The following is a 21,519-nucleotide window of genomic DNA, read 5'->3' as shown; positions in this document are numbered from 1 at the left end:
GATGGACTACTCCCGCCCCCATCTGGCCGATCGCCTGGCCTGCGAGTACGTGCTGGGCACGCTGCGCGGCGCCGCACGACGCCGCTTCGATGCGCTGCTGCCGGCCCACCCGACGCTGCGCCGCGCGGTGGCCGCCTGGCAGGAGACGCTGCTGCCGCTGGCCGGCAGCATCGCGCCGGTGACACCGTCGGCACGCGTGTGGCAGGCGATCGAGGCGCGGCTGTTCGGGCCATCGCCCTCCGCCGCCGCGCCTGCGCCCTGGTGGCAGCGGCTGCTGCCCTGGCGGGTGGCCGCCGGCCTGGCCAGCACGGCCGCACTGGCCTTGGCGGTGGCGCTGGCGGTGCCGCCGCCGCCCACGGCGCCGGTGCTGGTGGTGCTGATGCCCAATGCCAACGCCAGTGTCACGTCGGCCCAGCTGTCCCAGGCCCGGTTCGTCGCCAGCGTCAGCGCCGATGGCCGCGGCCTGGTGCTGCGTCCGCTGGACACGCTGAGTGTGGACGCTGGCCGCGCGCTGGAGCTGTGGGCGGTGCCCGCCCAGGGTGCGCCGCGCTCGCTGGGCCTGGTGGCCAGCGACCGCTCGACGCGGCTGCTGCGCGACAGCCTGCTGCAGAACACCGCCGCCTTCGCGGTCAGTGTCGAGCCGGAAGGCGGCTCGCCCTCCGGCGCGCCCACCGGGCCGATCATCTCGGTGGGCTCGCTGAGCTGAGCGGCCGGGCCCGCGCCGCAACTGGGCGCGCCGCCGGTCAGCCCGCCGAACTCAGCCCGCCGTTCGGGCGGGCCCGGCCACCGACTCGCGCACCACCACCGGCCCGGCGATCTTGGTCAGCGCGCGCGGCAGGCGCTCGCCCGCCGCCAGCGACAACAGCAGCTCCACCGCGGTGCGGCCCATCTCCTCGTTGGGCAGCACCAGGGTCGTGAGCGGCGGGTGGGTGTGGCGCGAGATCTCCTGATCGTCGTAGCCGATCACCGAGACATCGGCCGGCACGCGCAGGCCCAGGTGCTTGAGCGCCTCCAGCGCGCCCAGCGCCATCAGGTCGTTGGCGCAGAAGATGGCGCTGGGCGGGCGCGGCAGCGCCATCAGCGCCAGGGCCTGCTCGTAGCCGCTGCCCGACATCCAGTCGCCCTCGCGCAGCAGCTGCGGATCAAAGGGCAGGTCGGCCGTGGCCAGCGCGCGGCGGTAGCCCTTCAACCGGTCCTGGGCGGCCTCCATCCAGGGCTCGCCATTGATGAAGGCAATCCGGGTATGGCCCTGCGCGATCAGGTACTCGGTGGCCGCGTGGCCGCCGGCGACTTCGCTGGGCACCACGGCCGGCAGACGCCGCCGGTCATCGTGGCAGTTCAGCAGCACCAGGGGCCGGGCCAGCAGGGCCTCGGGCACCTCGACGGGACGCGTGAAGATCGTCGAATAGACCACCCCGACCAGACCGGGCTGGTTCAGCATCGCGGCAATGGTGGCGTTCTCCTGCTCGGGATTGCTGCGGGTGACGGCCACCTGCAGCACGCAGCCCTGCTCCCAGGCGGCGTCCCGGGCGCCATCCAGGCTCACCACCGGGTGCGGACTGGTCGAGATCTCGTCGACCAGGTAGCCGATCACCGGCTGCTGCTTGGTCGGCCCCGTGGGCAGGGACGGGTCGCGGTGCGGCAGCCGGTAGCCCAGCGCCATCGCCTCCTGCAGCACGCGGGCGCGGGTCTCGGCCGACAGCCGCGCGCCGCTGGCGTTGTTCAGCACCATCGAGACGGTCGACTGCGAGACCCCTGCGGCCTTGGCCACGTCGGTCATCGTGGGGCGGCGCGACCTGGGTGACGGAGGGCGGTTGGGGCTCATGACGGGCTGCGGCGACGGACCCGGAGATTCTCTCAGGCGCCGGCGTAGCCGTCGGGGTTGCCGCTCTGCCAGCGCCAGGCGTCGGCGCACATCTGCTCGAGGCTGCGCGTGGCCTGCCAGCCCAGCAGCTCGCGCGCCCGGGTGGCGTCGGCGTAGTAGCTGGGCAGATCGCCGGGTCGGCGGTCCACGATCTGGTAGGGGATGGGCCGGCCCGCCGCCCGCTCGAAGGCCCGCACCAGATCAAGCACGCTGTAGCCCACGCCGGTGCCCAGGTTGACGGTGACCGACTGGCGCTGCCCCAGCAGGTAGCGCAGCGCCGCCACATGGCCCTCGGCCAGGTCCATCACATGCAGGTAGTCGCGCACGCCGGTGCCGTCCGGCGTGTCGTAGTCGCCACCGAACACCGACAGGAAGGCCCGCCGCCCCACCGCCACCTGCTGCACATAGGGCATCAGGTTGTTGGGCACGCCGCGCGGGTCTTCACCGATGCGCCCGCTCTCGTGCGCACCCACCGGGTTGAAGTAGCGCAGCCAGGCGATGTGCCAGGCGGGATCGGCGGTTTCCAGGTCGCGCAGGATCTGCTCGCCCATCAGCTTGGTGCGGCCGTAGACGTTCATTGCGTCCAGCGGATGCGCCTCGGTGTAGGGCAGGAACTGTGGCGTGCCGTAGACGGTGGCGCTGGAGCTGAAGACGATGGTCTTGACGCCTGCGCGGCCCATGGCCTGGCAGGTGGTGACCAGGCCGCCGAGGTTGTTGGCGTAGTACTTCAGCGGCTCGGCGGCGGACTCGCCCACCGCCTTGAAGGCGGCGAAGTGCACCACCGCATCGATCGCGTGCTCGGCGAACACCCGGTCCAGCGCGGCGGCGTCGGTGACACTGGCCTGCACGAAGACCGGCTCGCGGCCCCCCAGCTCGGCCAGGCGGCGCAGCACCTCGGGCGAGCTGTTCGAGAAGTCATCCAGGCCCACCACCTCGAAGCCCGCGGACCACAGGGCGAGCCAGGTGTGGGAGGCGATGTAGCCGGTGGCACCGGTGAGCAGGACACGTGGCATGGGGCGCCCGGTCAGAGGGACAGTGGTCCGGCACCGTCGACGGCGCGGGTGATCCAGACATGCGGCGGCTCCCCGTCCGGGCTGCGGTAGCCGGACTCGATCGCGGCGGCCACCCGCTCGGCCTGGTCCTCGCGCAGCAGGCCGACACAGCAGCCGCCGAAGCCGCCACCGGTCATGCGCGCGCCGCCGTCGGCGCCAATCGCCTGCTGCATCAGCGCCACCAGCGCGTCGATGGCCGGCACGGTGATCTCGAAGTCGTCGCGCATGGACGCGTGCGAGGCGGCCATCAGCCGACCCATCTCGGGCAGGTCGCCGCGGGTGAGCGCCTGGTGTGCCGCCAGGGTGCGCGCGTTCTCGGTGATGATGTGGCGGGCGCGCCGGAACACCGTGTCGTCCAGCTGGCCATGGGCGGCCAGCAGCTGCGCCAGCGTGGCGTCGCGCAGGTGGCTGACGCCCAGCACGCGGGCGGCCTGCTCACACTGCCGGCGGCGTTCGTTGTAGGCGCTGTCGACCAGACCGCGGCGCACACGCGAGTGCACGATCATCACCGCCAAGTCGTCCGGCAGTGGCGCGGCCTGGGTCTGCAGGCTGCGGCAGTCGATCAGCAAGGCGTGTCCGGCCTGGCCGCATGCCGAGATCATCTGGTCCATGATGCCGCAGCGGCAGCCGACGAAGTCGTTCTCGGCGGCCTGCGCCAGCTGGGCCATGCGCGCCGGCGCGGGCGCGGTCGTGCCCAGCAGCGACTTCAGCGCCTGCAGCACTGCCACCTCCAGCGCTGCCGAGGACGACAGGCCCGCGCCCTGCGGCACATCGCCCGCGATCGCCAGGTTGGCGCCGCGCAGCGGCAGGCCCTCGCGCAGGCCCATCTGCACCGCGCCACGCACATAGTCGGCCCAGGCCGAGCGCGGCCCGGCGTGGGCGATGGTGTCGCCCAGCGCGAAGTCATCCAGCGCATGGCCGAAATCGGCGGCGACCACGCGCACTCGGCCGTCGGTGCGCGGTCCGATGGCGATGACGGTGTGGAAGTCGATCGCGCAGGGCAGCACGAAGCCGTCGTTGTAGTCGGTGTGCTCGCCGATCAGGTTGACGCGGCCGGGGGCCTGCACCAGCACCTGCGGGGCGCTGTCGAAGGCGCCGAAGTAGCTGGCCAGCGCACGCTGCTGCAGCGGTGTGCTCATCGCAGCGCCTCCTCGCGGAAATGCGTGGCCGGTACAGCGCGCAGGCGTTCGGCCGCCTGCTCGGGCGTCAGGTCGCGCTGCGCCTCGGCCAGCATCTCGAAGCCGACCATGAACTTGCGCACCGTGGCCGAGCGCAGCAGCGGTGGGTAGAAGTGCGCGTGCAGCTGCCAGTGTTCGCCCTCATCCTGGAACGGCGCGCCATGCCAGCCCATCGAGTAGGGGAAGCTGCACTGGAACAGGTTGTCGTAGCGGGCGGTCAGCGCGCGCACGGCAGCGGCCAGGTCGTCGCGCTGCGCGTCGGTCAGCGCGGGCAGGCGCTGCACGGCAAAGCGCGGCAGCAGCAGGGTCTCGAAGGGCCAGGTGGCCCAGAAGGGCACGATGGCCAGCCAGTGCGCGTTCTGCACCACGACGCGCGCGCCGCCGGCCTCGCGCTCGGCCACGTCCAGCAGCAAAGGGCGGCCGTGGGTGGCGCGGTAGGCGCGCTGTTCGCGGTCCTCGGTGGCGGCTTCGTTGGGCAGGAAGTCGCAGGCCCAGATCTGGCCATGCGGGTGCGGGTTGGAGCAGCCCATGGCCGCGCCCTTGTTCTCGAACACCTGCACCCAGCGCCAGCGCTGGCCCAGCTCGGCGCTCTGGTCGCACCAGGTGTCGACCACCGCGCGCACCTCGGCGGCTGACAGCTCGGGCAGCGTGCGGCCGTGGTCTGGTGAGAAGCAGATGACCCGGCTGGTGCCGCGCGCCACCTGGGTGCTGAACAGCGGATCGGCCGCCTCAGGGGCCGGCGGCGCATCGGCCATCAGCGCAGCGAAATCGTTGGTGAAGACGAAGGGACCGCGGTAGTCGGGGTTGCGCTCACCGGTGACGCGGGTGTTGCCGGCGCACAGGTAGCAACCGGGGTCGTGGGCGGGCGGGCGCTGCTCGGCCAGCGCCTCCTGGGCGCCCTGCCAGGGGCGCTTGGCGCGGTGCGGCGACACCAGCACCCACTGGCCGGTCAGCGGATTGCGGCGCCGGTGCGAGTGCTCGGCGGGATCAAAGGCCTCAGACATGGTTCAGCACTTGTGCAGGTGGACGATGAAGCCGGTCTCGGCCAGGCTGCGCGGCAAGGGCAGGCCGCCCTGGCGCAGCCAGTCGCCGTCCATTTCCACGCCCTCAGGCGTGCGCAGGGCGTCGAAGAAGGGGGCGCTGCCGCAGTAGAGCTGGCTTTCAGGCAGGCCGTCGGGCGTGACCACGCGCAGCCGGTAGCGGGCGCCAGCCTCCAGCATCGGCAACCTGGCGGTGCGCTGGTAGCGGTGGCCGCTGGGCGCGGTGCGCAGGCTGATGAAGAGGAAGTCATCACCGCCGGGCTGGCCATGCAGCTGCCAGACGACATGGTCGCCGGCCTCGCCCAGCCAGGTGCGGCTGGCGTGGATGTGGTCGCGCCACTGCTTGTACAGCGCGATCCAGCCGCACAGCTGGCGGCGGGTGTCGGCGTCCAGGTGCCGCACGTCCAGCTCCACGCCCAGGTGGCCGCTGAGCGCCACCGCGCCACGGTAGGCCATGGCCTGGCTGCGGCCGGTGGAGTGCGCCGGCGCGGTGCCGATGTGGGCGCCCATCACCTCGGGCGGAAAGAACTGCAGGAAGTGGCGCTGGATCGACACGCGCGAGCCGGCGTCGATGCAGTCGCTGGTCCAGACGCGGTGGGTGTGGCGCAGCACGCCGAAGTCGATGCGGCCGCCGCCGCCGGAACAACTCTCGATCTCCAGCGCCGGGTGCCGGTCCAGCAGGCGCTGCATCAGCGCATAGGCCGCGCCCACCTGCACATGCCAGCCGGGGCGGCCGTCGGCCAGGCCGGCCGCGGCCAGGTCGCGGTTGTGGTCCCACTTGATGTAGCTGATCGGCAGCGCGCTGAGCAGCGCGTCCATCTTGTCGAACAGGTACTGCGACACCTCGGGCCGCGAGATGTCGAGCACCAGCTGGTGGCGCGCGGTCAGCATCGGCCGGCCATCCAGCTGCAGCGCCCAGTCGGGGTGGGCGCGGTGCAGCTCGCTGTCGGGGTTGACCATCTCGGGCTCGAACCACAGGCCGAACTGCATGCCGCGCGCCACCACATGCCGTGCCAGCGGGGCCAGTCCGTCGGGGTACTTGCCGGGATCGGCCCACCAGTCGCCCAGGCCGGCGCGGTCATGGTGGCGGCCCAGGAACCAGCCGTCGTCCAGCACGAAGCGCTCCACGCCCACCTCGGCCGCGGCATCGGCCAGGGCCATCAGGTCCGGCAGCTGGTGGTCGAAGTAAAGGCCCTCCCAGGTGTTCAGGTGCACCGGCCGCGGTGTCATGCGGCCGCCGGCCCAGGGCAGGCGGCGACGCAGCTCGGCGTGGAAGTTCGCGGCCAGGCCGTTCAGGCCGGCGGTGGACAGGCTGGCCACCACCTCCGGTGTGCTGATCGCCGCACCCGGCGCCAGCAGGACCTCGCCCGGCGCCAGCCACTCGCCCAGCTGCCACTGGTAGCTGCCATCGTGCAGCCACTCGATGCTTTGCTGGTGGTTGCCCGACCAGGCGAGGTGGGCGCCGAAGACCAGGCCCTGGTGCTCAGTGGCGCCAGGCGTGGTGACGACCGCGCCGGGCCAGTTGTCGTGGCTGGTGCGCCCGCGTCGGCTCTCGCGGCGCCAGGTGCTGCGCGACAGCGCGTCAACCTGCAGCAGGAACTCGTGGTTGTGCTGGCCGGCGAAGCTGCGCACCGCGCTCACCTCGGCCGGCAGCGGCAGCGTGGCGGCGGCCAGCCACTGCAGCTCCAGCGCCGTGTCGCCCAGGTTGGTCAGCGTGGTCTGCACACGCAGCACGTCGTGCGCATCAAGCGACAGCGTCAGCCGGGCCTGCAGGCGGGCGGTGTCGTCGTGCAGCAGCAATGCCAGCGCGCGGCCGGGGGTCTGCCATTGCACCTCGGCGCGCTGGAAGGCCAGCGAGAAGTCCCGCCCGCCGCGGTGCGCCAGCAGCGCACTCTGGCCGAACCAGCCCACGCCAAAGCCCGGCATCACGGTCAGCGGCTGGTCGTGGTCCAGCATGAAGGACGGCAGCGGCCGGCTGTCGCGCAGCGCCAGGCCGGGCGTGGCGCCGTCGGCCAGGCGCGGACCCCAGTAGCGCCACAGCGGGCCTTCGTCGGCGTGGTGCTCGATCACCAGGGAGCTGTCGCGGCCATGCAGCACGAGGAACTCGGCCGGACTGGCAGGCAGGGCGGTGTAGGTCATGGTGGACAGGGGTGGGTTCAGGTGGGCAGTGCCAGGGACTGGTCGGCGATCGTGACGCGGCGCTCCAGCGCCCAGCCCTCGGCATCGAACAGGTGCAGGTGCTGCGCTGGCAGCGACATTGCCACGCGCTGGCCGGGCGCGGCGCAGGCCCGGCCGTCGACGCGCAGCACCCAGGGCTGACCGGGTGTGCCGCTGTCGAGGTAGAGGCAGGTGCTGTCGCCCAGACGCTCCTGCCACAGCACCTCGCGCACCAGGTGCTGCGTGGCGGCGCCAGCCTCGGCGTGCTCGGGGCGGATGCCGACCTGCACTGCGGCGCCCGGCGCCAGTCGCTGCGCATCGACGGCCACCGCCAGCTCGGTGCCATCGTGCAGCCGGACCCGGGCCTCGGCCGGCTCGGCCGACAGCAGCGTGCCGGGCAGGAAGTTCATCGTGGGCGAACCGATGAAGCCGGCCACGAAGGCACTGCGCGGGTGGTGGTACAGCTGCATCGGCGTGCCGAACTGGGCCACGCTGCCGTGCCGCGTGACCGCCTCGCCGGCATGCAGCAGCAGGATGCGGTCGGCCAGGGTCATGGCCTCGACCTGGTCGTGGGTGACGTAGATCGTGCTGGCCTGGCCGAAGCTGCGGTGCAGGCGGGCGATCTCGAAGCGAGTCTGGGCGCGCAGCGCGGCGTCCAGGTTGGACAGCGGCTCGTCAAACAGGAACACGCCGGGCTCGCGCACGATGGCGCGGCCGATGGCCACGCGCTGGCGCTGACCGCCCGACAAGGCCTTGGGCTTGCGGTCCAGCAAGGGCTGCAGCTGCAGCACGCGCGCGGCCTCCTGCACCTTGGCGTCGATCACGGCCTTGTCGACCTTGGCCAGCGTCAGGCCGAAGGCCAGGTTCTCGTAGACGCTCAGGTGCGGGAACAGCGCGTAGCTCTGGAACACCATGGCCACGCCGCGGCGCGCGGGGGGCACGTCGTTCATCTCGCGGCCGCCAATCAGCAGGCGGCCGCTGCTCAGGCGCTCCAGGCCGGCGATGCTGCGCAGCAGCGTGGACTTGCCGCAGCCCGACGGCCCGACGAAGACGCAGAACTCGCCGTCGGCCACGGCCAGGTTGATGTCGCGCAGCACGGCCACGGCGTTGCCGTAGGACTTGTGGGCGGATTGGAGTTCGACGCTGGCCATGGTGAGGGCGGAGGGTGACGCTTGGCATTGTCACGCTGATAATATTATCAATCACCAGTGATAACCCGCAGGGCCCACCTGGAATCTGCAGGTTCTTCTCTCTGATTGAGATCGTTTGCGGGTTGTCCCGCATGGCTGCTGAATCCGATGCTAATAACATTAGCGGCATGACAAGGCCCGATGTCCCTGCCCGACCCGCCTGGCGCACCCTGCTGCCCGGCCGCGAGGCCTGGACCGCCTGGGCCATGATCGCGCCGGCCCTGCTGGGCTTTGTGCTGTTCTACGCGCTGCCGGCGCTGCGCGCGGTGGAGATCAGCTTCACCGACTGGAACCTGCTGCGTCCGCCGCGCGACGTGGGCTGGGCCAACTACCAGCGCCTGTGGCATGACGAGCGCTTCTGGCAGGGCATGCGGCTGTCGCTGGGCTACGCGCTGATGAACATCCCGCTGCAGACGGTGCTGGGACTGGGTCTGGCGGTGGCCATGGACCGGCTCACCCGGTCGCTGTTCGTCAAGTCGGTGGTGCTGCTGCCCTACCTGCTCAGCAACGTGCTGGTCGCCCTGGTCTGGCTGTGGATGCTGGACCCGGCCCTGGGCGCGGTCAATGCGCTGATCGAGCGCCTGGGGGGCGATCGCCAGCCCTTCTTCTCGGGGGCCGATCAGGCGCTGGCCACGGTGGCGGCGGTCAATGTCTGGCGCCACATGGGCCTGGTGGCCATGCTGTTTCTGGCCGGGCTGCAGAACATCCCGCGTTCACTGTACGAGGCGGCCGCCATGGAGGGCGCCAGCGAGTGGCAGATGTTCCGGCGCATCACGCTGCCGCTGCTGCGCCCGGTGATGGTCTTCGTGCTGGTGACCAGCGTCACCGGCTCGCTGCAAATCTTCGACACCGTGGCCGTGACCACCAAGGGCGGGCCGCAGGACTCGACACGCGTCATCGTGCTGTACATCGTGCAGAACGCCTTCGGTTACCTGAAGATGGGCTACGCGTCGGCGATGTCGATGGTGCTGTGCGCGGTGATGCTGCTCTACACCGTGCTGCAGATGCGCCTGATGCGCGCCGACCAGAACGACCTGGCCTGACCCATGGACGCCTCCGCCACCCCGATGCGCCGCACCGCCCTCAGCCCAGGCCGGGTGCTGGCCTGGGCCGCACTGGCCGCGATGCTGGCGCTGACGGTGGCGCCGCTGCTGGTGATGCTCAAGACCGCCGTCGAGCACCCGCAGGCGCTGTACGAGCATGCCGCGGACTGGTGGCCCAGCGAGCCCACGCTGGTCAACTTCGTGCGCGTGGCCGGCGGCCTGGACGCCGAGCAGAGCCTGGCGCTGGGCGGCTCGGGCGCCGAGGTCAACTTTGTCCGCGCCCTGCTGAACTCGCTGCTCTTCACCGTGCTGGTCGTGGTCCTGCAGACCACCCACAGCGCGATGGCGGCCTATGCCTTCGCGCGCCTGGAGTTCCCCGGGCGCCGGCTGATCTTCGGCGCCTTCATCGGCTCGATGATGCTGCCGGGCGTGGTGCTGTTCATCCCCAACTTCATCCTGGTCCGCGACCTGGGCTGGCTGGGCACGATGGCCGGCATGGTGGCGCCGTTCGCGCTGATGTCGGGCTTCTCGATCTTTTTCCTGCGGCAGTTCTTCCTGTCGGTGCCGCGTGACCTGGAGGAGGCAGCGCTGCTGGATGGCGCCTCGCACTTCTACATCTTCCGCCGCATCGTGCTGCCGCTGTCCACCACCCCGCTGGCCACCATCGCCATGCTCACCGGCATCGGTGCCTGGAACGAGTTCTTCTGGCCCTTCGTGGTCTCGCCGGGCGAGGACATGCAGGTGCTGCCGGTGGCACTGCAGGCTTTCAAGTCGCAGACGCCGCAAGGCCAGATCGACTGGTCCGGCCTGATGGCCGCCAGCGCGATCACGGTGCTGCCGACGCTGGTGCTGCTGCTGGCCTTCGGGCGGCGGGTGGTGGAGTCGGTGCAGTTCAGCGGTGGTCGATGAGAGCCCCATGATGCGCGCACGACAGGCCCTGACCACGCTCTTTCTTGCCGCCCTGGCCAGCACCGCCAGCGCGGCACCGCCGGTGACGCTGCGCCACCTGCTGTGGGACGCCAGTCAGCGCCCGATGTACCAGCAGTGCGCGCGAGACTTCGAGCGCCTGCACCCCGGCGTGCAGGTGCGGGTGCAGCAGCAGGGCTGGGACGACTACTGGAGCAGCCTGTCCACCGGCTTCATCGCCAACACCGCGCCGGATGTCTTTGCCAATCACCTGAGCAAGTTTCCCGAACAGGTCGACAACGGGGTGCTGCTTGACATCGCGCCTCAGGTGCGGCGCGACCGTGTGGACCCGGCGTCCTACCTGCCCGGCCTGTACGACAACTGGTCGCGCCAGGGCCGCCAATACGCGCTGCCGGCCGACTGGGACACCGTGGCGCTGCTGGTCAACCTGGACATGACACGCCGCGCCGGCATCACCGATGAAGCGCTGCAACGGCTGGACTGGAATCCCCGCGATGGCGGCAGCTTTGGCCGCCTGATCGCCCGCCTGAGCCGTGACGAGGCTGACCGCGACGCGCTGGACCCGGCCTTCGACAAGCGCCGCGTCAAGGTCTTTGGCTACCAGACACCGGCCTCCGGCGGCATGATGGGTCAGACCGAGTGGAGCCACTTCGCCGTCTCCAACGGCTGGCGCTACCAGGACGCGCCCTGGTCGCCCGCCCTGCACTACGACGACCCGGGCCTGGCCGAGACCCTGGACTGGCTGGCGGGCCTGCCGCGCCGCGGCATCTCGGCCACACCGCAGCAGCTCGGTCGCCTGGGGGCCGAGACGCTGTTCTCGATGGGCCGCGTGGCCGTGGTGCCGATCGGCGCCTGGATGACCGGGCAGATGGCCCGGCAGCTGAAGTTCCCGCACGCCTGGGTGCCACTGCCGGTGGGCCCCAGCGGTCAGCGCGCCAGCATGATGGGCGGCATCGGCCACGCCATCTGGAAGGGCACGCGCCATCCCGAGCAAGCCTGGCAGTGGGTGCACTACCTGGGCTCGCCTGCCTGCCAGCAGGTGGTGGCCCAGGCCGGCGTGGTGTACCCAGCCATCCGCGGGCTGGCCGAAGTGGCGCTGCAGGCGCAAGGCCGACTGGGCGCCGATGCGCGGGTCTTCCTCAGCACCGCGCAAGGCAGGACCTTCGCCCCGCCCATCGTCGCCAACGCGGCCGAGATCAACGAGGTGCTGGACTCGGCGATGCAGCGCATCCTCTTCAGCGGCGAGCCCGCCGGCCCGCTGCTGCGCGAGGCCAACCGCCAGGCGCGGGCGCTGGCCAGCCAGTGATCGCCCCGTAGCCAGCCCTCAGCGCGGGTCGCGCAGCGGCTGGATGCGCAGGCTGTCTACGGCCATCGGCAGCTCGGCCTGCAGCACGCCCTGGCGCCAGGGCTGGCGGTTGAAGTGCAGGCTGGTCATGACGCTCAGGCCGTCGTCGGCGAAGAGCTCCACCACGCCGTGGTCGAACCACAGTGCCAGGTGGCTGGCGCCGCCGTCGACCAGGCGCGGCGCGCTGTGCTGGGCGGCGAAGCTGCGGTGGAAATCCACTTCGCCGCTGGCGCGACGGTCGATCCACCAGCGCTGGGCCTGCGCGTCGTAGCCCAGACGCAGCTGCTCGCCAGCGTCGTTGCCCATGCTCAGCGTGAAGCCCTGCAGCGCCGGGGTCGACAGCGTCAGCAGAAAGCGGCCGTCAGCGCCAGCCAGTGCCGCCGACAGGTCCAGTGGCGCGTTCAGCCGCTGCGCGCCCAGGTCCAGCAGGGGCGTCTGCACCAGAGCCTGCAGCTCGCGCGCCGGCTGCGAGGCCAGCAGCAGCTGTCCACCCGCGCCGGTGCGCAGCACCAGCTCGCGCGGCATGGTCATCGCGCTGCGCCAGGGCGCGGTGGGCACCTGGGTGGCGTACTGCCAGTTGCTCATCCAGCCGATGAAGAGGGCTCGGTCCTCGACGCCCGACCAGGTCACGCCAGCGTAGTTGTCAGGGCCAAAGTCCAGCCAGCGCACCTGGGTGTCGTCCGGTGTGAAGCGGTGGCCATCGAACTGGCCGATGAAATACTGGGTGGCCGAGCCGCCGTTGGGACCGCCCGGTGTCAGACTGACCAGCAGCACCCAGCGCGTGCGACCGTCGGGTCCGGGGAGCGGAAACAGGTCCGGGCATTCCCAGACGCCGCCATGGGCGCCGAGTCCGGCGCCGAACTCGCTCTCCAGTGTCCAGTGCCTGAGATCGGCCGCGCTGTAGAAGCAGATGCGATCGCCACAGGCCAGCGCCATCAGCCAGCGCTGGCGTTCAGGCAGCCAGCGCAGCTTGGGGTCGCGGAAGTCCTTGCGGCCCGGGTTGGGCAGCACCGGATTGCCGGCGTAGGGGGTCCAGGTCAGGCCGCCGTCGAGGCTGAAGGCCAGGCTCTGCCGTTCGTGGGTGATGCCACCGGCGCGGTCGGCGTCCATCGCGTGGTGGGTGAAGGCGGCTACCAGCGGCTGACTGCCAGCGGGGCCCAGGCCGCTGCGGTTGTCGGCGTCGACCACCGCGCTGCCCGAGAAGACCATGCCCAGTGCATCGGGCGCCAGCGCCACCGGCTGCTCCTGCCAGCGCAGCAGGTCGGTGCTGGTGGCGTGGCCCCAGTGCATCGGCCCCCACACGGCGCTGTGCGGGTGGTACTGGTAGAACAGGTGGTAGACGCCCCGGTGGAAGACCAGGCCGTTGGGATCATTCATCCACATCGCCTGCGGCGTGTAGTGGAAGGCGGGGCGCCATTGCGGCGTGGCCGCGGGCGCTTGGGCAAAGCTGGACATGGCGGTCAGGGCGAGCCCGAAAAAAAGCGGGGAGCGTATCGCTCCCCAGAACTCTCGTCGCAAGAGAGGCATCAAGTGTTGACGGGCCGCGCAGCGCAGTGCTCGGCGACGAAGTGATCGTGACCTGGCAGAGACTCGGCGGTCTGGGCCATGGCCTGGCGCTGGCGCTCCAGCATCGTGTCGGCATCGACCGTTCGCAGATCGACCAGCGGGTCGTGGCCCTCGGGTTCGTTGAACTGGCCCATGTGCACAGCCAGCCAGCTCTGTGGGCCGAACAGGTCATTGCCGCGGCTGACCAGGCGGCCGCTGTGGCGGAAGTGGTCGATCTTCCACTGCAGCGACTCAGGCACGGCCATCTCGCGGCAGGCGCGCCACATCGGCTCGGGGCGATCGTTGAGCTTGTAGTGCAGGATGATGAAGTCGCGGATGCGCTCGAACTCCTCGATGCCGATGCGGTTGAACTCGTCGCGCGTGAGGGCGTCCATCCGCCGGTCGGGGAACAGCGCCAGCAGGCGCGAGATGCCCGACTGGATCAGGTGCAGGCTGGTCGACTCCAGCGGCTCCATGAAACCGCTGGCCAGGCCCAGGGCCACGACATTGCGGTTCCAGAACAGACGCCGCCGACCGGTGGTGAAGCGCAACAGCCGCGGCTCGGCCAGGGCCTGGCCATCGAGCCGGGACATCAGCGCGGCGGCCGCCTCATCGTCGGAGATGAACCGGCTGCAGTAGACATGGCCGTTGCCGGTGCGGTGCTGCAGCGGGATGCGCCACTGCCAGCCGGCGGCGTGGGCAGTCGAGCGGGTATAGGGCGTGAAGCCGCCGGGTACCGAGGCGCAGGGCACGGCCAGCGCGCGGTCGCAGGGCAGCCAATGGGTCCAGTCCTCGTAGCCGGTGTGCAGCGCCTCCTCGATCAGCAGGCCGCGAAAGCCCGAGCAGTCGATGAACAGGTCACCAGCCAGCACCTGGCCATCGAGCAGCTGCACCGAGGCCACGTGGCCGTTGTCGGGCTGCAGCGTGACGCGCTCGATCTTGCCCTCGACCCGCCGCACGCCGCGCGCCTCGGACAGCTCACGCAGGTAGCGCGCATACAGGCCGGCGTCGAAGTGGTAGGCGTAGTCGAAGCTCGACATCACCGAGCGCGGGTCACCCACCGGGCGGGCGAAGCGGTTGCGACGGGCGATGGCCCAGGCCATCGAGTACTCGTCGATCGGCGGCAGCTGCAGGCGCTGGCGCGAGCGCAGCCAGTACTGGTGCAGCGGCGCCAGATCGAACGCCAGGCCGTGCGGGCCGAAGGGGTGGAAGTAGCTGTGGCCCGTGCGACCCCAGTCAACGAACTGGATGCCCAGCTTGTAGCTGCCCTGGGTGCGCCGCATGAACTCGGCCTCGTCGATGCCCAGCACCTGGTTGAAGGTGCGGATCGGCGGGATCGTGGCCTCGCCCACGCCGACCGTGCCGATCTCGTCGGACTCGACCAGCGTGATGCGGCAGCGCCGGGTGTCGACCGCCTTGGACAGCGCGGCGGCGGCCATCCAGCCGGCCGAGCCGCCGCCGACGATCACGATGTCTCGCAGCGCCTGGGGGTCCTGGAGGTCGTTCATGGCTGGTCAGGGAATGTGCGGAGGTCCGATTCTGGATCGTGGCCGGCCTGTCGCGAAAGCCCACCGGGGGCGCTCGCGACAGGCCGGCGGCGCTGCGGGCGGGACAGGGGCCGAAGCCCACTGTCCTGCGCTGCAGCGCTGCCGGCGCAGCGCCGTCAGAAGGCGTAACGCAACGTCACGCTGGCGGTGCGACCGGCCTCGGGACGCAGCTCGACGATCTGCTGACCGTTGAGGTTGCTCGGGCCGCCGACGCCGCCGGACGAGGCCACCTTGTTGAACAGGTTGCTGACGTTCAGGTTGACCGACGTGTTGTCGCTCAGCTGGTAGCTGGCGAAGGCGTTGAAGATCGCGCGGCCGGCGACCTGGGCGGTGTCGAAGTCGTTGTTCCACACCGCGGTCTGGCCCCACATCGTGCCGCCCACGGTGAGCTGGCCAAAGGTGTAGCGCGGCGACAGGCTGTAGATCCACTTCGGCTGACCGCCCGGGGTCTTGCCCACGGTGCTGTTGCCCGTGGCGGTGCCCACCAGGTCCTTGGTCACCTTCTGGTCGGTGTACACCGCGTTGGCGTTCAGGGCGAAGGCCCCCCAGCTCAGCGCCGACTCCAGCTCCAGGCCATTGGCCTTGAAGCCCTTGACGTTCAGCTTGGGACCGACCGTGCGGGTCTGGTCGTAGTCGTACTCTTCGGTGGTGGTCTGGAACAGCGTGGCGAACAGGCCGTAGTTGCCGCCGTCAAACTTGCCACGGTACTTGACGCCCAGCTCCTTCTGCTTGACCGTCGCCACCGCGTAGTTCTCGAGGCCGGCGGTCAGGGCGCCGGTCTTGGCGTCGACGAAGGGCGAGAACAGCAGACGGTCGGCGATCGCGCGGCCACCCTTGCTGACGCGGGCGAACACGCTCAGGTCCTTGGTGGCGCGGTAGTTGGCACCCAGCGAGTACGAGGTGTAGGCGGTGTCGTAGTTGATCGGGCTGCGGTTGACGTTGTCGACCAGGTAGACGTTCTTCTCGGCGCCGCTGATCGTGCCGTTGCCGTCGACGTCGAAGCCGCCAGCGACCTGCTTGCCGCCGGCGTAGCTGCCGCGGGCCTTGAAGTTGTCGCGGCGCAGCGCGCCTTCGAAGTCGAAGTCACCCGACTCCAGGTTCAGCGCCAGGTATGGCGCGGTGTTGGAGTAGTGCGCGTCGATATCGCGCGCGCAGCAGCCGCCCCACTGGTTGTTGTAGCCGGTCAGGCCGGCGGTGGTCAGCGCATTGCCGGCACCGTCATAGATGTCGATCAGCGCACCGTTGTGGCCGATCTCCATCACGCGCTCGCTGATCTGCCACTGCTGCACGATGTCCTGCTTGGACATGTACAGGCCCGCCTTGGCGTTGAGCTTGCTGCCCGAGAGGTCGAAGTTGCGGCTGACGCTCAGGTCATTCGCGAAGTGGCCCATGTCGGGCGACTGCTGGTTGATGGCCGCGCCCTGAGAGACCAGGCCGGTCTTCAGGTTGGCGGTGGTGACGGTCTGGCCGGCCAGCGCGCCGTTGAAATACTTGGCCGAGGCCCCGCCGAGGTTGCCGAGCACGCCGGCCAGGGTGTTGGCGCTCCAGAACTGGGTCTGGAACGAGCTGGAGGTGCTGCTGATCTTGAAGCGGTCCTCCACCGTCCAACCGCCCACCTCGTTCTTGAACTCCAGGCCGACGGCCTTGGAGCTGACGGTGATGCCGTTCGAGATGTTGGCCACGCCGGCACGACCCGTGAACAGGTCGGCGGTGGGCATGGTCTGGTTGTAGATCGACAGCTGCGACTCGGTGCGGATGTCGAAGTTCTTCAGCGCGCTCATGCCGGACACCGAGGTGCCGCTCACGCTGGCGACGGCAGGCATGCCGGTGTAGGTCGGGGCGTTCTCGTCCAGCACCTTGAAGTAGCCGCGGACATAGCCCTTGCCACCGTTGAAGGTCTTGGTGATGTTGCCCTTGAGCTGGTAGCCGTGCAGCGAGCTGGTGTCGGACTTGCGCGGACCTTCGCCATCGCGGAAGTAGCCGCCGATGTGGTAGGTCAGGTCGCTGGCCAGACGGCCGCCGTAGTCGGCGTCGACGCGCGTCTCGTTGTAGTTCAGGCCGCGGGTCAGGGCCACCGAGCCGCCGGGCTCGTTGCCGGTCTTGCTGATGTAGTTGATGACGGCGCCCGGGGCCTGCGAGGCCAGCGTGGCGGCCGAGCCGCCGCGCAGGGTCTGGATGCGGTCGACGTTGTTGTCGAAGCGGATGAAGTAGTCGTTGTTGCCGAAGTTCATGTCGCCGAACTCGACGACCGGCAGACCGTCTTCCTGGAACTGCACGAACTTGGCGCCGCCGGAGGCGATCGGCAGACCGCGCACCGCGATGTTGGAGTTGCCGCCGGGACCGGCCGAGCTTTCGGCGCGGATGCCGGGAATCAGCTTCAGGACTTCGGCCTCGGAGCGGGCGCCCAGGTTGGTCACCTGTTCCTGGTCAACGTCGGTCACCGAGACCGAGCTGCGCATCTTGGACTTGGCCTGGGACGTGCCGGTCACGACCACGCGGTCCAGGCCGACCGCGTCGGCCTTGGCGTCAGCGGTGGTGGCGTCGGCCGGCTTGGCGTCCTGAGCATGGGCCGGCAGGGCCAGCATCGCCGCGAAGGACGAGGTGGCCAACAGCGCGGCGATCTGGTTCAGGCGCGGGGCCTGGGGGTGCTTCTTCATGAGGTCTCCTCGCGGGAAGGGTCGGTGGCGGTGGAAAGGAGCCGGCTCAAGTGCTCGATCGGCCGGCTTGGTTGGAAATCTATAGGGTTTGAAAATGATTAGCAATCGATTGCAACACAGGGATTACCCGGGACCATGGTGGAAACCGCAACGCTTGACTGCCGCGCGCGGTGATCCCCTTGTGGTTGGGATGCAATCGATAAGCGGACCCGTCAGGCAGCCGCCAGCACCGGATCACTGTGCGTGATGCGGTGCTGGCGCGCCCGCAGATCCAGCCGCAGCTCGGCCCAGTGCTCGCCGTCGCTCCAGCGCAGGTTCAGCTCATGGGCCTCGCCCGCCAGCAGCTCGAAGCGGCCGTTGAACGCCGGGTGGCTGTTGCGCAGGCGGATCAGGTCGCACAGGCGCTGGACCACCGGGCGCTGCAGCTGGGCGTCGATCTCGGCCTCGCTGTAGTGGTGGCGGTTGATGTCGCGGCCCACGCCGCTGCGCGAGAGCAGGTCCATGTCGTTGTGGCCTGCCAGCAGGCCGACGTAGTAGACCTGCGGCACGCCGGGCAGGAAGAACTGCAGTGCGCGCGCGGCCAGGTAGGCCTCGTCGTCGCGGCCCAGCGCGTCGTAGAAGGTGCAGTTGACCTGGTAGAGGTCCAGGTTCGACGCCGCTGCGCCGGTGGCCTGGCGGCTCTGGCCGCCGCTGTTGTCGTGCATCCACTCGACCAGCGCGTCCAGCTCGGCCGGCGGCACCAGGCCCGGGCTGCCGGCGCGGTCGGCAGCGTCGGCACCAATGTCGATGATGCCGATGCCGTCGTGCGTGTCCAGCACCGTCAGTGCGTTGGTGGGGCGCACCGCGATCCACTGCTTCAAGGCGTCGCTGCGGCCGGTCATCAGCGCGTGCAGCGCCAGCGGCGGCAGCGCGAAGTCGTAGACCCAGTCCACGCGCGCGGCGATCTCGATCTGCCGGCGGTAGTAGCTGTGGATCTCGACCAGCACCTCGATGCCCAGCGCCTTGGCCTCGGCCGCGAAGCGGTCGATGAAGGCGAAGGTCTCGGGCATCATGAAACAGCTGTCGCCGGCCTTCTTGATCGCGTAGCCCACGGCGTCCAGGCGCACCATGCGGATGCCGGCCTCGGACAGCGAGCGCAGGATGCCGCTGAGGTAGGCCTGGCCCAGCGGATGGGTGACGTCGATGTCGACCTGCTTGGACGTGAAGGTGGTCCACAGGATGCGCTTCTCGCCGTTGGCCAGCACCGCATAGGTCAGCGGCAGGCCGGGGCGGGGGCGGTAGACCTTGAGCAGCGCCTCTTCGGTGGCGCCCTGCGGGAACACGCGGTCCAGCGTCAGGAACAGGCCGTCGTACTCTGACGCGCTGCCGTGCGCCGAGAAGTCCTTGAACTGCGGCGAGTCCGAGGACATGTGGTTGACGATGACGTCGGCCATCACCTCCACGTCCTGCGTCAGGTCGGCGATGTCGGACCAGGTGCCCAGGCGGGGGTCGACGCGGGTGTGGTCGATCGGGTCGAAGCCGGCGTCCGAGCCGTCGATCGGAAAGTAGAAGGGCAGCAGGTGCACGCCGCCGAACAGGCCTTGCAAGGGCCCCCGCAGCAGGCCTTGCAGCGTGCGCAGGTTGCCGCCGCCGAGGCGGTCGACATAGGTGATGAGCTGGACCTGGTTTTTCATGGTGTTCGGGGTCTTGTCGATCAGCGCACCAGCAGCCACAGGCGGGCCAGGTCGGCGGCGCCGTCGGTGGTGGTGATGGCCTTGAACTGGGTCTCGGCGGCCGGGCGCTGGCCGGCGGCCAGCAGCGCCACGCCGTAGCGCAGCCGCGCGTCGTCGGGGTGCTTCTGCACGCCCTTGGCCAGGCCTTCGGCCATCAGCGCCAGGCCCTTGTCGGCCTGGCCGTAGGTCAACAGGGCCTGGCCCATGGCCACCAGCGGCGCGCCGTCGCGGGCCTTGCGCGCCGATTCCTCGGACGCGGCCAGCGCCGACTTGTCGTCGGCCACCGCCTTGTCGGCGCCGGTCTTCAGGCGCTGGTGGCGTTCGGCCTGCGCGCCTTTGCCGAGCACGCCCTTGGCATAGCCTTCCTCGACCACCGCCTGCGCCTCGCCGGGCACGCCGGCCTGCAGCGCCAGCTGGGCCAGGTCCAGGTACTCGCTGGCGTCTTCCAGCGCGCCCACACGGCGGGCCAGGCGCAGCGCATCGACCTGCAGGCGGTCGGCAAAGCCGGGGCGGCGCGACACGCGCGAGACCAGGTCGGCCCAGTATTCGGTGCGCGGGTGGTGGGTGACCAGGCGCTCCAGCGCCTGGGTGTAGCCGGCCTCGTCGCCGGTCTTCATCAGGCTGAAGGCCAGCAGCTTGAGCTGCTCCTCGCTGGGGGTGCGGCCGGCGGACTCGTCGGCGGTGATCAGCGGCAGCACCTCGCGCGCGGTGGCGGCCAGGTCGTTGCTGGCGTACAGCGCCTGGACCAGGGCCACGCGCACCGCGGGCTCGGTGCCGCCTTCGGCGAAGTAGCGGCGCGCCCAGGTCACCGCGGCCTGCGGCTGCTGGTTGCGCACAGCCAGGGCCGACAGCGTCTTCAGCGCCGCCAGCAGATCGGCGCCGGCCAGGCGGCCACTGGTCACCGCGGCCTCGAAGGCCTGCTGCGCCAGCGGCGAGTCGCCGGCCTGCAGCGCGGCCGAGCCCTTCATGCGGTCGGTGATGAAGACCTCGTACGGGGTGCGGCCGGGCACGGCCTCGGCCTCCTTGACGCGGGCCAGCGCGTCGGCCGACTTGCCGGCCTTGATCGCGTCCTGCGCGGCCTGCAGCGGCTTGGCCACCTCGGGGCGCAGCACGTCCTTGTCCTGGGCCAGGGCGGTGCCGCAGGCCAGCAGGGCCGCCAGCGCGGCAGCGCGGAGCATCGGGCTCATCGTGCGCGGCCTCACATGAACTGTTCGTTGCCGACGATGCCGATCTTGGTGACGCCCAGGCGCTGCGCCTCGGCCATCACCATCGCGACATGCTTGTAGGTCACCAGCTTGTTCGGGCGCAGGTGCACCTCGGGCTGGTCGGGCAGCTGGGCGATGCGGTAGAGCTTGGCCTGCAGTTCGGCGCGGTTGGGCACCGTCTCGCCGTTCCAGGTGACGGTGCCGTCGAAGTCCACGTCGATGCGGATGATCTCCGGCGGTGTCGGCGGCGGCGCGCTCTGGCTGTTGACCGGCATGTTCATCTTCACCGCGTGCGTCTGCACCGGGATGGTGATGATGAACATGATCAGCAGCACCAGCATCACGTCGATCAGCGGCGTGGTGTTCATGTCCACCATCATGTCGTCGTCGGACGACCCCACACTCATGGCCATGTGTTTGTCTCCTCAGGACCCGTTGGGCGGCGGCTCGGTGACGAAGGCCACCTTGGCGATGCCGGCGCGCTGGCAGGCCACGATCAGCTTGCCGATCGATTCGTAGCGCACCCCTTCGTCGCCGCGGATGTGCACCTCGGGCTGCGGCTCCTTGACCGACTCCTTCTTCAGCGCCTCGACCAGCGCCTGGTTGTCGGGCATCAGCTTGGTGTTCCAGTAAACGTCGCCGTCCTTGGACACCCCCAGCAGGATGTTCTCCGGCTTGGTCACCGTCACCACGTTGCGCTCCTTGGGCAGCGACAGCTGGATCGACTGGGTGATCGCCGGCACGGTGATCAGGAAGATGATCAGCAGCACCAGCATCACGTCCACCAGGGGCGTGGTGTTGATGGTGGAGTTCATCTGCTCCTCGCCCTCGTCGGACGAGCCTACGGACATCGCCATGCGGTGCCTCCTCGTTGGTTCAGGGCTTTGAATTTCCGCCGGGCCGTCCCAAGGAAATTCGCTCCCCTCGGGGGGCGACCTCGCCCTCAGGGCGAGGTCTTGGGGCCCTTATTTGTTGCCCGACAGCAGCACGTTGTGCAGGTCGCCCGAGAAGGCGCGGACCTTCTCCATCACGCTCTTGTTGCGGCGGATCAGCCAGT

The 21,519-nt window shown here is 70.2% G+C and carries 17 protein-coding genes; 4 read left to right on the top strand and 13 right to left on the bottom strand.

Annotation, left to right across the window (positions count from 1 at the left end):
* Position 1: 1 nt before the first annotated feature.
* Positions 2-706: an anti-sigma factor gene (locus KAK07_RS05530; protein WP_210859417.1), complete on the top strand. Its 705-nt coding sequence runs from the start codon at positions 2-4 to the stop codon at positions 704-706.
* Between the two features lie 51 nt (positions 707-757).
* Here the strand turns inward: KAK07_RS05530 and KAK07_RS05525 are convergent, their stop codons facing one another.
* The 6 genes from KAK07_RS05525 to KAK07_RS05500 are packed head-to-tail and all read right to left on the bottom strand — an operon-like array spanning position 758 to position 8,442.
* Positions 758-1,825 carry a LacI family DNA-binding transcriptional regulator gene (locus KAK07_RS05525; RefSeq protein ID WP_247664250.1) on the bottom strand — a complete coding sequence of 356 codons (1,068 nt, stop codon included), beginning with the start codon at positions 1,823-1,825 and terminating at the stop codon, positions 758-760.
* Positions 1,826-1,857: 32 nt separating this feature from the next.
* Positions 1,858-2,877, bottom strand: coding sequence for a UDP-glucose 4-epimerase GalE (gene galE / locus KAK07_RS05520; protein WP_210859414.1), 1,020 nt, complete (start codon positions 2,875-2,877; stop codon positions 1,858-1,860).
* An 11-nt stretch (positions 2,878-2,888) separates the two neighbouring features.
* Positions 2,889-4,055, bottom strand: coding sequence for a galactokinase (gene galK / locus KAK07_RS05515; RefSeq protein ID WP_210859413.1), 1,167 nt, complete (start codon positions 4,053-4,055; stop codon positions 2,889-2,891).
* Positions 4,052-5,098 (bottom strand): UDP-glucose--hexose-1-phosphate uridylyltransferase, encoded by a 1,047-nt coding sequence (locus tag KAK07_RS05510; protein ID WP_210859412.1) that lies wholly within the window; start codon positions 5,096-5,098, stop codon positions 4,052-4,054. Before KAK07_RS05510 ends, galK begins: the two co-directional genes overlap by 4 nt.
* A gap of 3 nt (positions 5,099-5,101) precedes the next feature.
* Positions 5,102-7,273, bottom strand: a complete 2,172-nt coding sequence (locus KAK07_RS05505; protein WP_247664249.1) for an alpha-galactosidase — start codon at positions 7,271-7,273, stop codon at positions 5,102-5,104.
* Between the two features lie 17 nt (positions 7,274-7,290).
* On the bottom strand, positions 7,291-8,442 hold the full coding sequence (locus KAK07_RS05500) for an ABC transporter ATP-binding protein (protein ID WP_210859410.1): 1,152 nt from the start codon (positions 8,440-8,442) through the stop codon (positions 7,291-7,293).
* A 167-nt stretch (positions 8,443-8,609) separates the two neighbouring features.
* Here KAK07_RS05500 and KAK07_RS05495 point away from each other — a divergent pair, with 167 nt between their 5' ends.
* The 3 genes from KAK07_RS05495 to KAK07_RS05485 are packed head-to-tail and all read left to right on the top strand — an operon-like array spanning position 8,610 to position 11,757.
* The gene (locus tag KAK07_RS05495; protein WP_247664248.1) at positions 8,610-9,524 is read left to right on the top strand and encodes a carbohydrate ABC transporter permease; all 915 of its coding nucleotides are present in this window, start codon (positions 8,610-8,612) and stop codon (positions 9,522-9,524) included.
* Between the two features lie 3 nt (positions 9,525-9,527).
* Positions 9,528-10,433, top strand: coding sequence for a carbohydrate ABC transporter permease (locus KAK07_RS05490; RefSeq protein WP_210859407.1), 906 nt, complete (start codon positions 9,528-9,530; stop codon positions 10,431-10,433).
* A gap of 7 nt (positions 10,434-10,440) precedes the next feature.
* Entirely contained in the window at positions 10,441-11,757 is a 1,317-nt protein-coding gene (locus KAK07_RS05485) for an ABC transporter substrate-binding protein (protein ID WP_210859406.1), read from the top strand.
* An 18-nt stretch (positions 11,758-11,775) separates the two neighbouring features.
* Here the strand turns inward: KAK07_RS05485 and KAK07_RS05480 are convergent, their stop codons facing one another.
* The 7 genes from KAK07_RS05480 to KAK07_RS05450 form a co-directional block, all read right to left on the bottom strand.
* Positions 11,776-13,251, bottom strand: a complete 1,476-nt coding sequence (locus tag KAK07_RS05480) for a glycoside hydrolase family 32 protein (RefSeq protein ID WP_210859405.1) — start codon at positions 13,249-13,251, stop codon at positions 11,776-11,778.
* Between the two features lie 71 nt (positions 13,252-13,322).
* A complete protein-coding gene (locus KAK07_RS05475; RefSeq protein WP_210859404.1) occupies positions 13,323-14,849 on the bottom strand; it encodes a tryptophan halogenase family protein in 1,527 nt (508 codons plus the stop codon).
* Between the two features lie 155 nt (positions 14,850-15,004).
* Positions 15,005-17,545, bottom strand: coding sequence for a TonB-dependent receptor domain-containing protein (locus tag KAK07_RS05470; protein ID WP_210859403.1), 2,541 nt, complete (start codon positions 17,543-17,545; stop codon positions 15,005-15,007).
* Between the two features lie 212 nt (positions 17,546-17,757).
* A complete protein-coding gene (gtfA, locus tag KAK07_RS05465) occupies positions 17,758-19,218 on the bottom strand; it encodes a sucrose phosphorylase (RefSeq protein ID WP_210859402.1) in 1,461 nt (486 codons plus the stop codon).
* A gap of 20 nt (positions 19,219-19,238) precedes the next feature.
* The gene (locus KAK07_RS05460) at positions 19,239-20,435 is read right to left on the bottom strand and encodes a tetratricopeptide repeat protein (RefSeq protein ID WP_210859401.1); all 1,197 of its coding nucleotides are present in this window, start codon (positions 20,433-20,435) and stop codon (positions 19,239-19,241) included.
* A gap of 20 nt (positions 20,436-20,455) precedes the next feature.
* Positions 20,456-20,875, bottom strand: coding sequence for an ExbD/TolR family protein (locus KAK07_RS05455; protein WP_210859400.1), 420 nt, complete (start codon positions 20,873-20,875; stop codon positions 20,456-20,458).
* Positions 20,876-20,887: 12 nt separating this feature from the next.
* On the bottom strand, positions 20,888-21,319 hold the full coding sequence (locus KAK07_RS05450) for an ExbD/TolR family protein (protein ID WP_210859397.1): 432 nt from the start codon (positions 21,317-21,319) through the stop codon (positions 20,888-20,890).
* Positions 21,320-21,519 lie beyond the last annotated feature (200 nt).

It is taken from the genome of Ideonella alba, assembly GCF_018069875.1.
Classification (GTDB): Bacteria; Pseudomonadota; Gammaproteobacteria; order Burkholderiales; family Burkholderiaceae_C; genus Ideonella; species Ideonella alba.
Note: the sequence above shows the minus strand (reverse complement) of the source record. Positions and strands in the feature narration are given on the sequence as shown.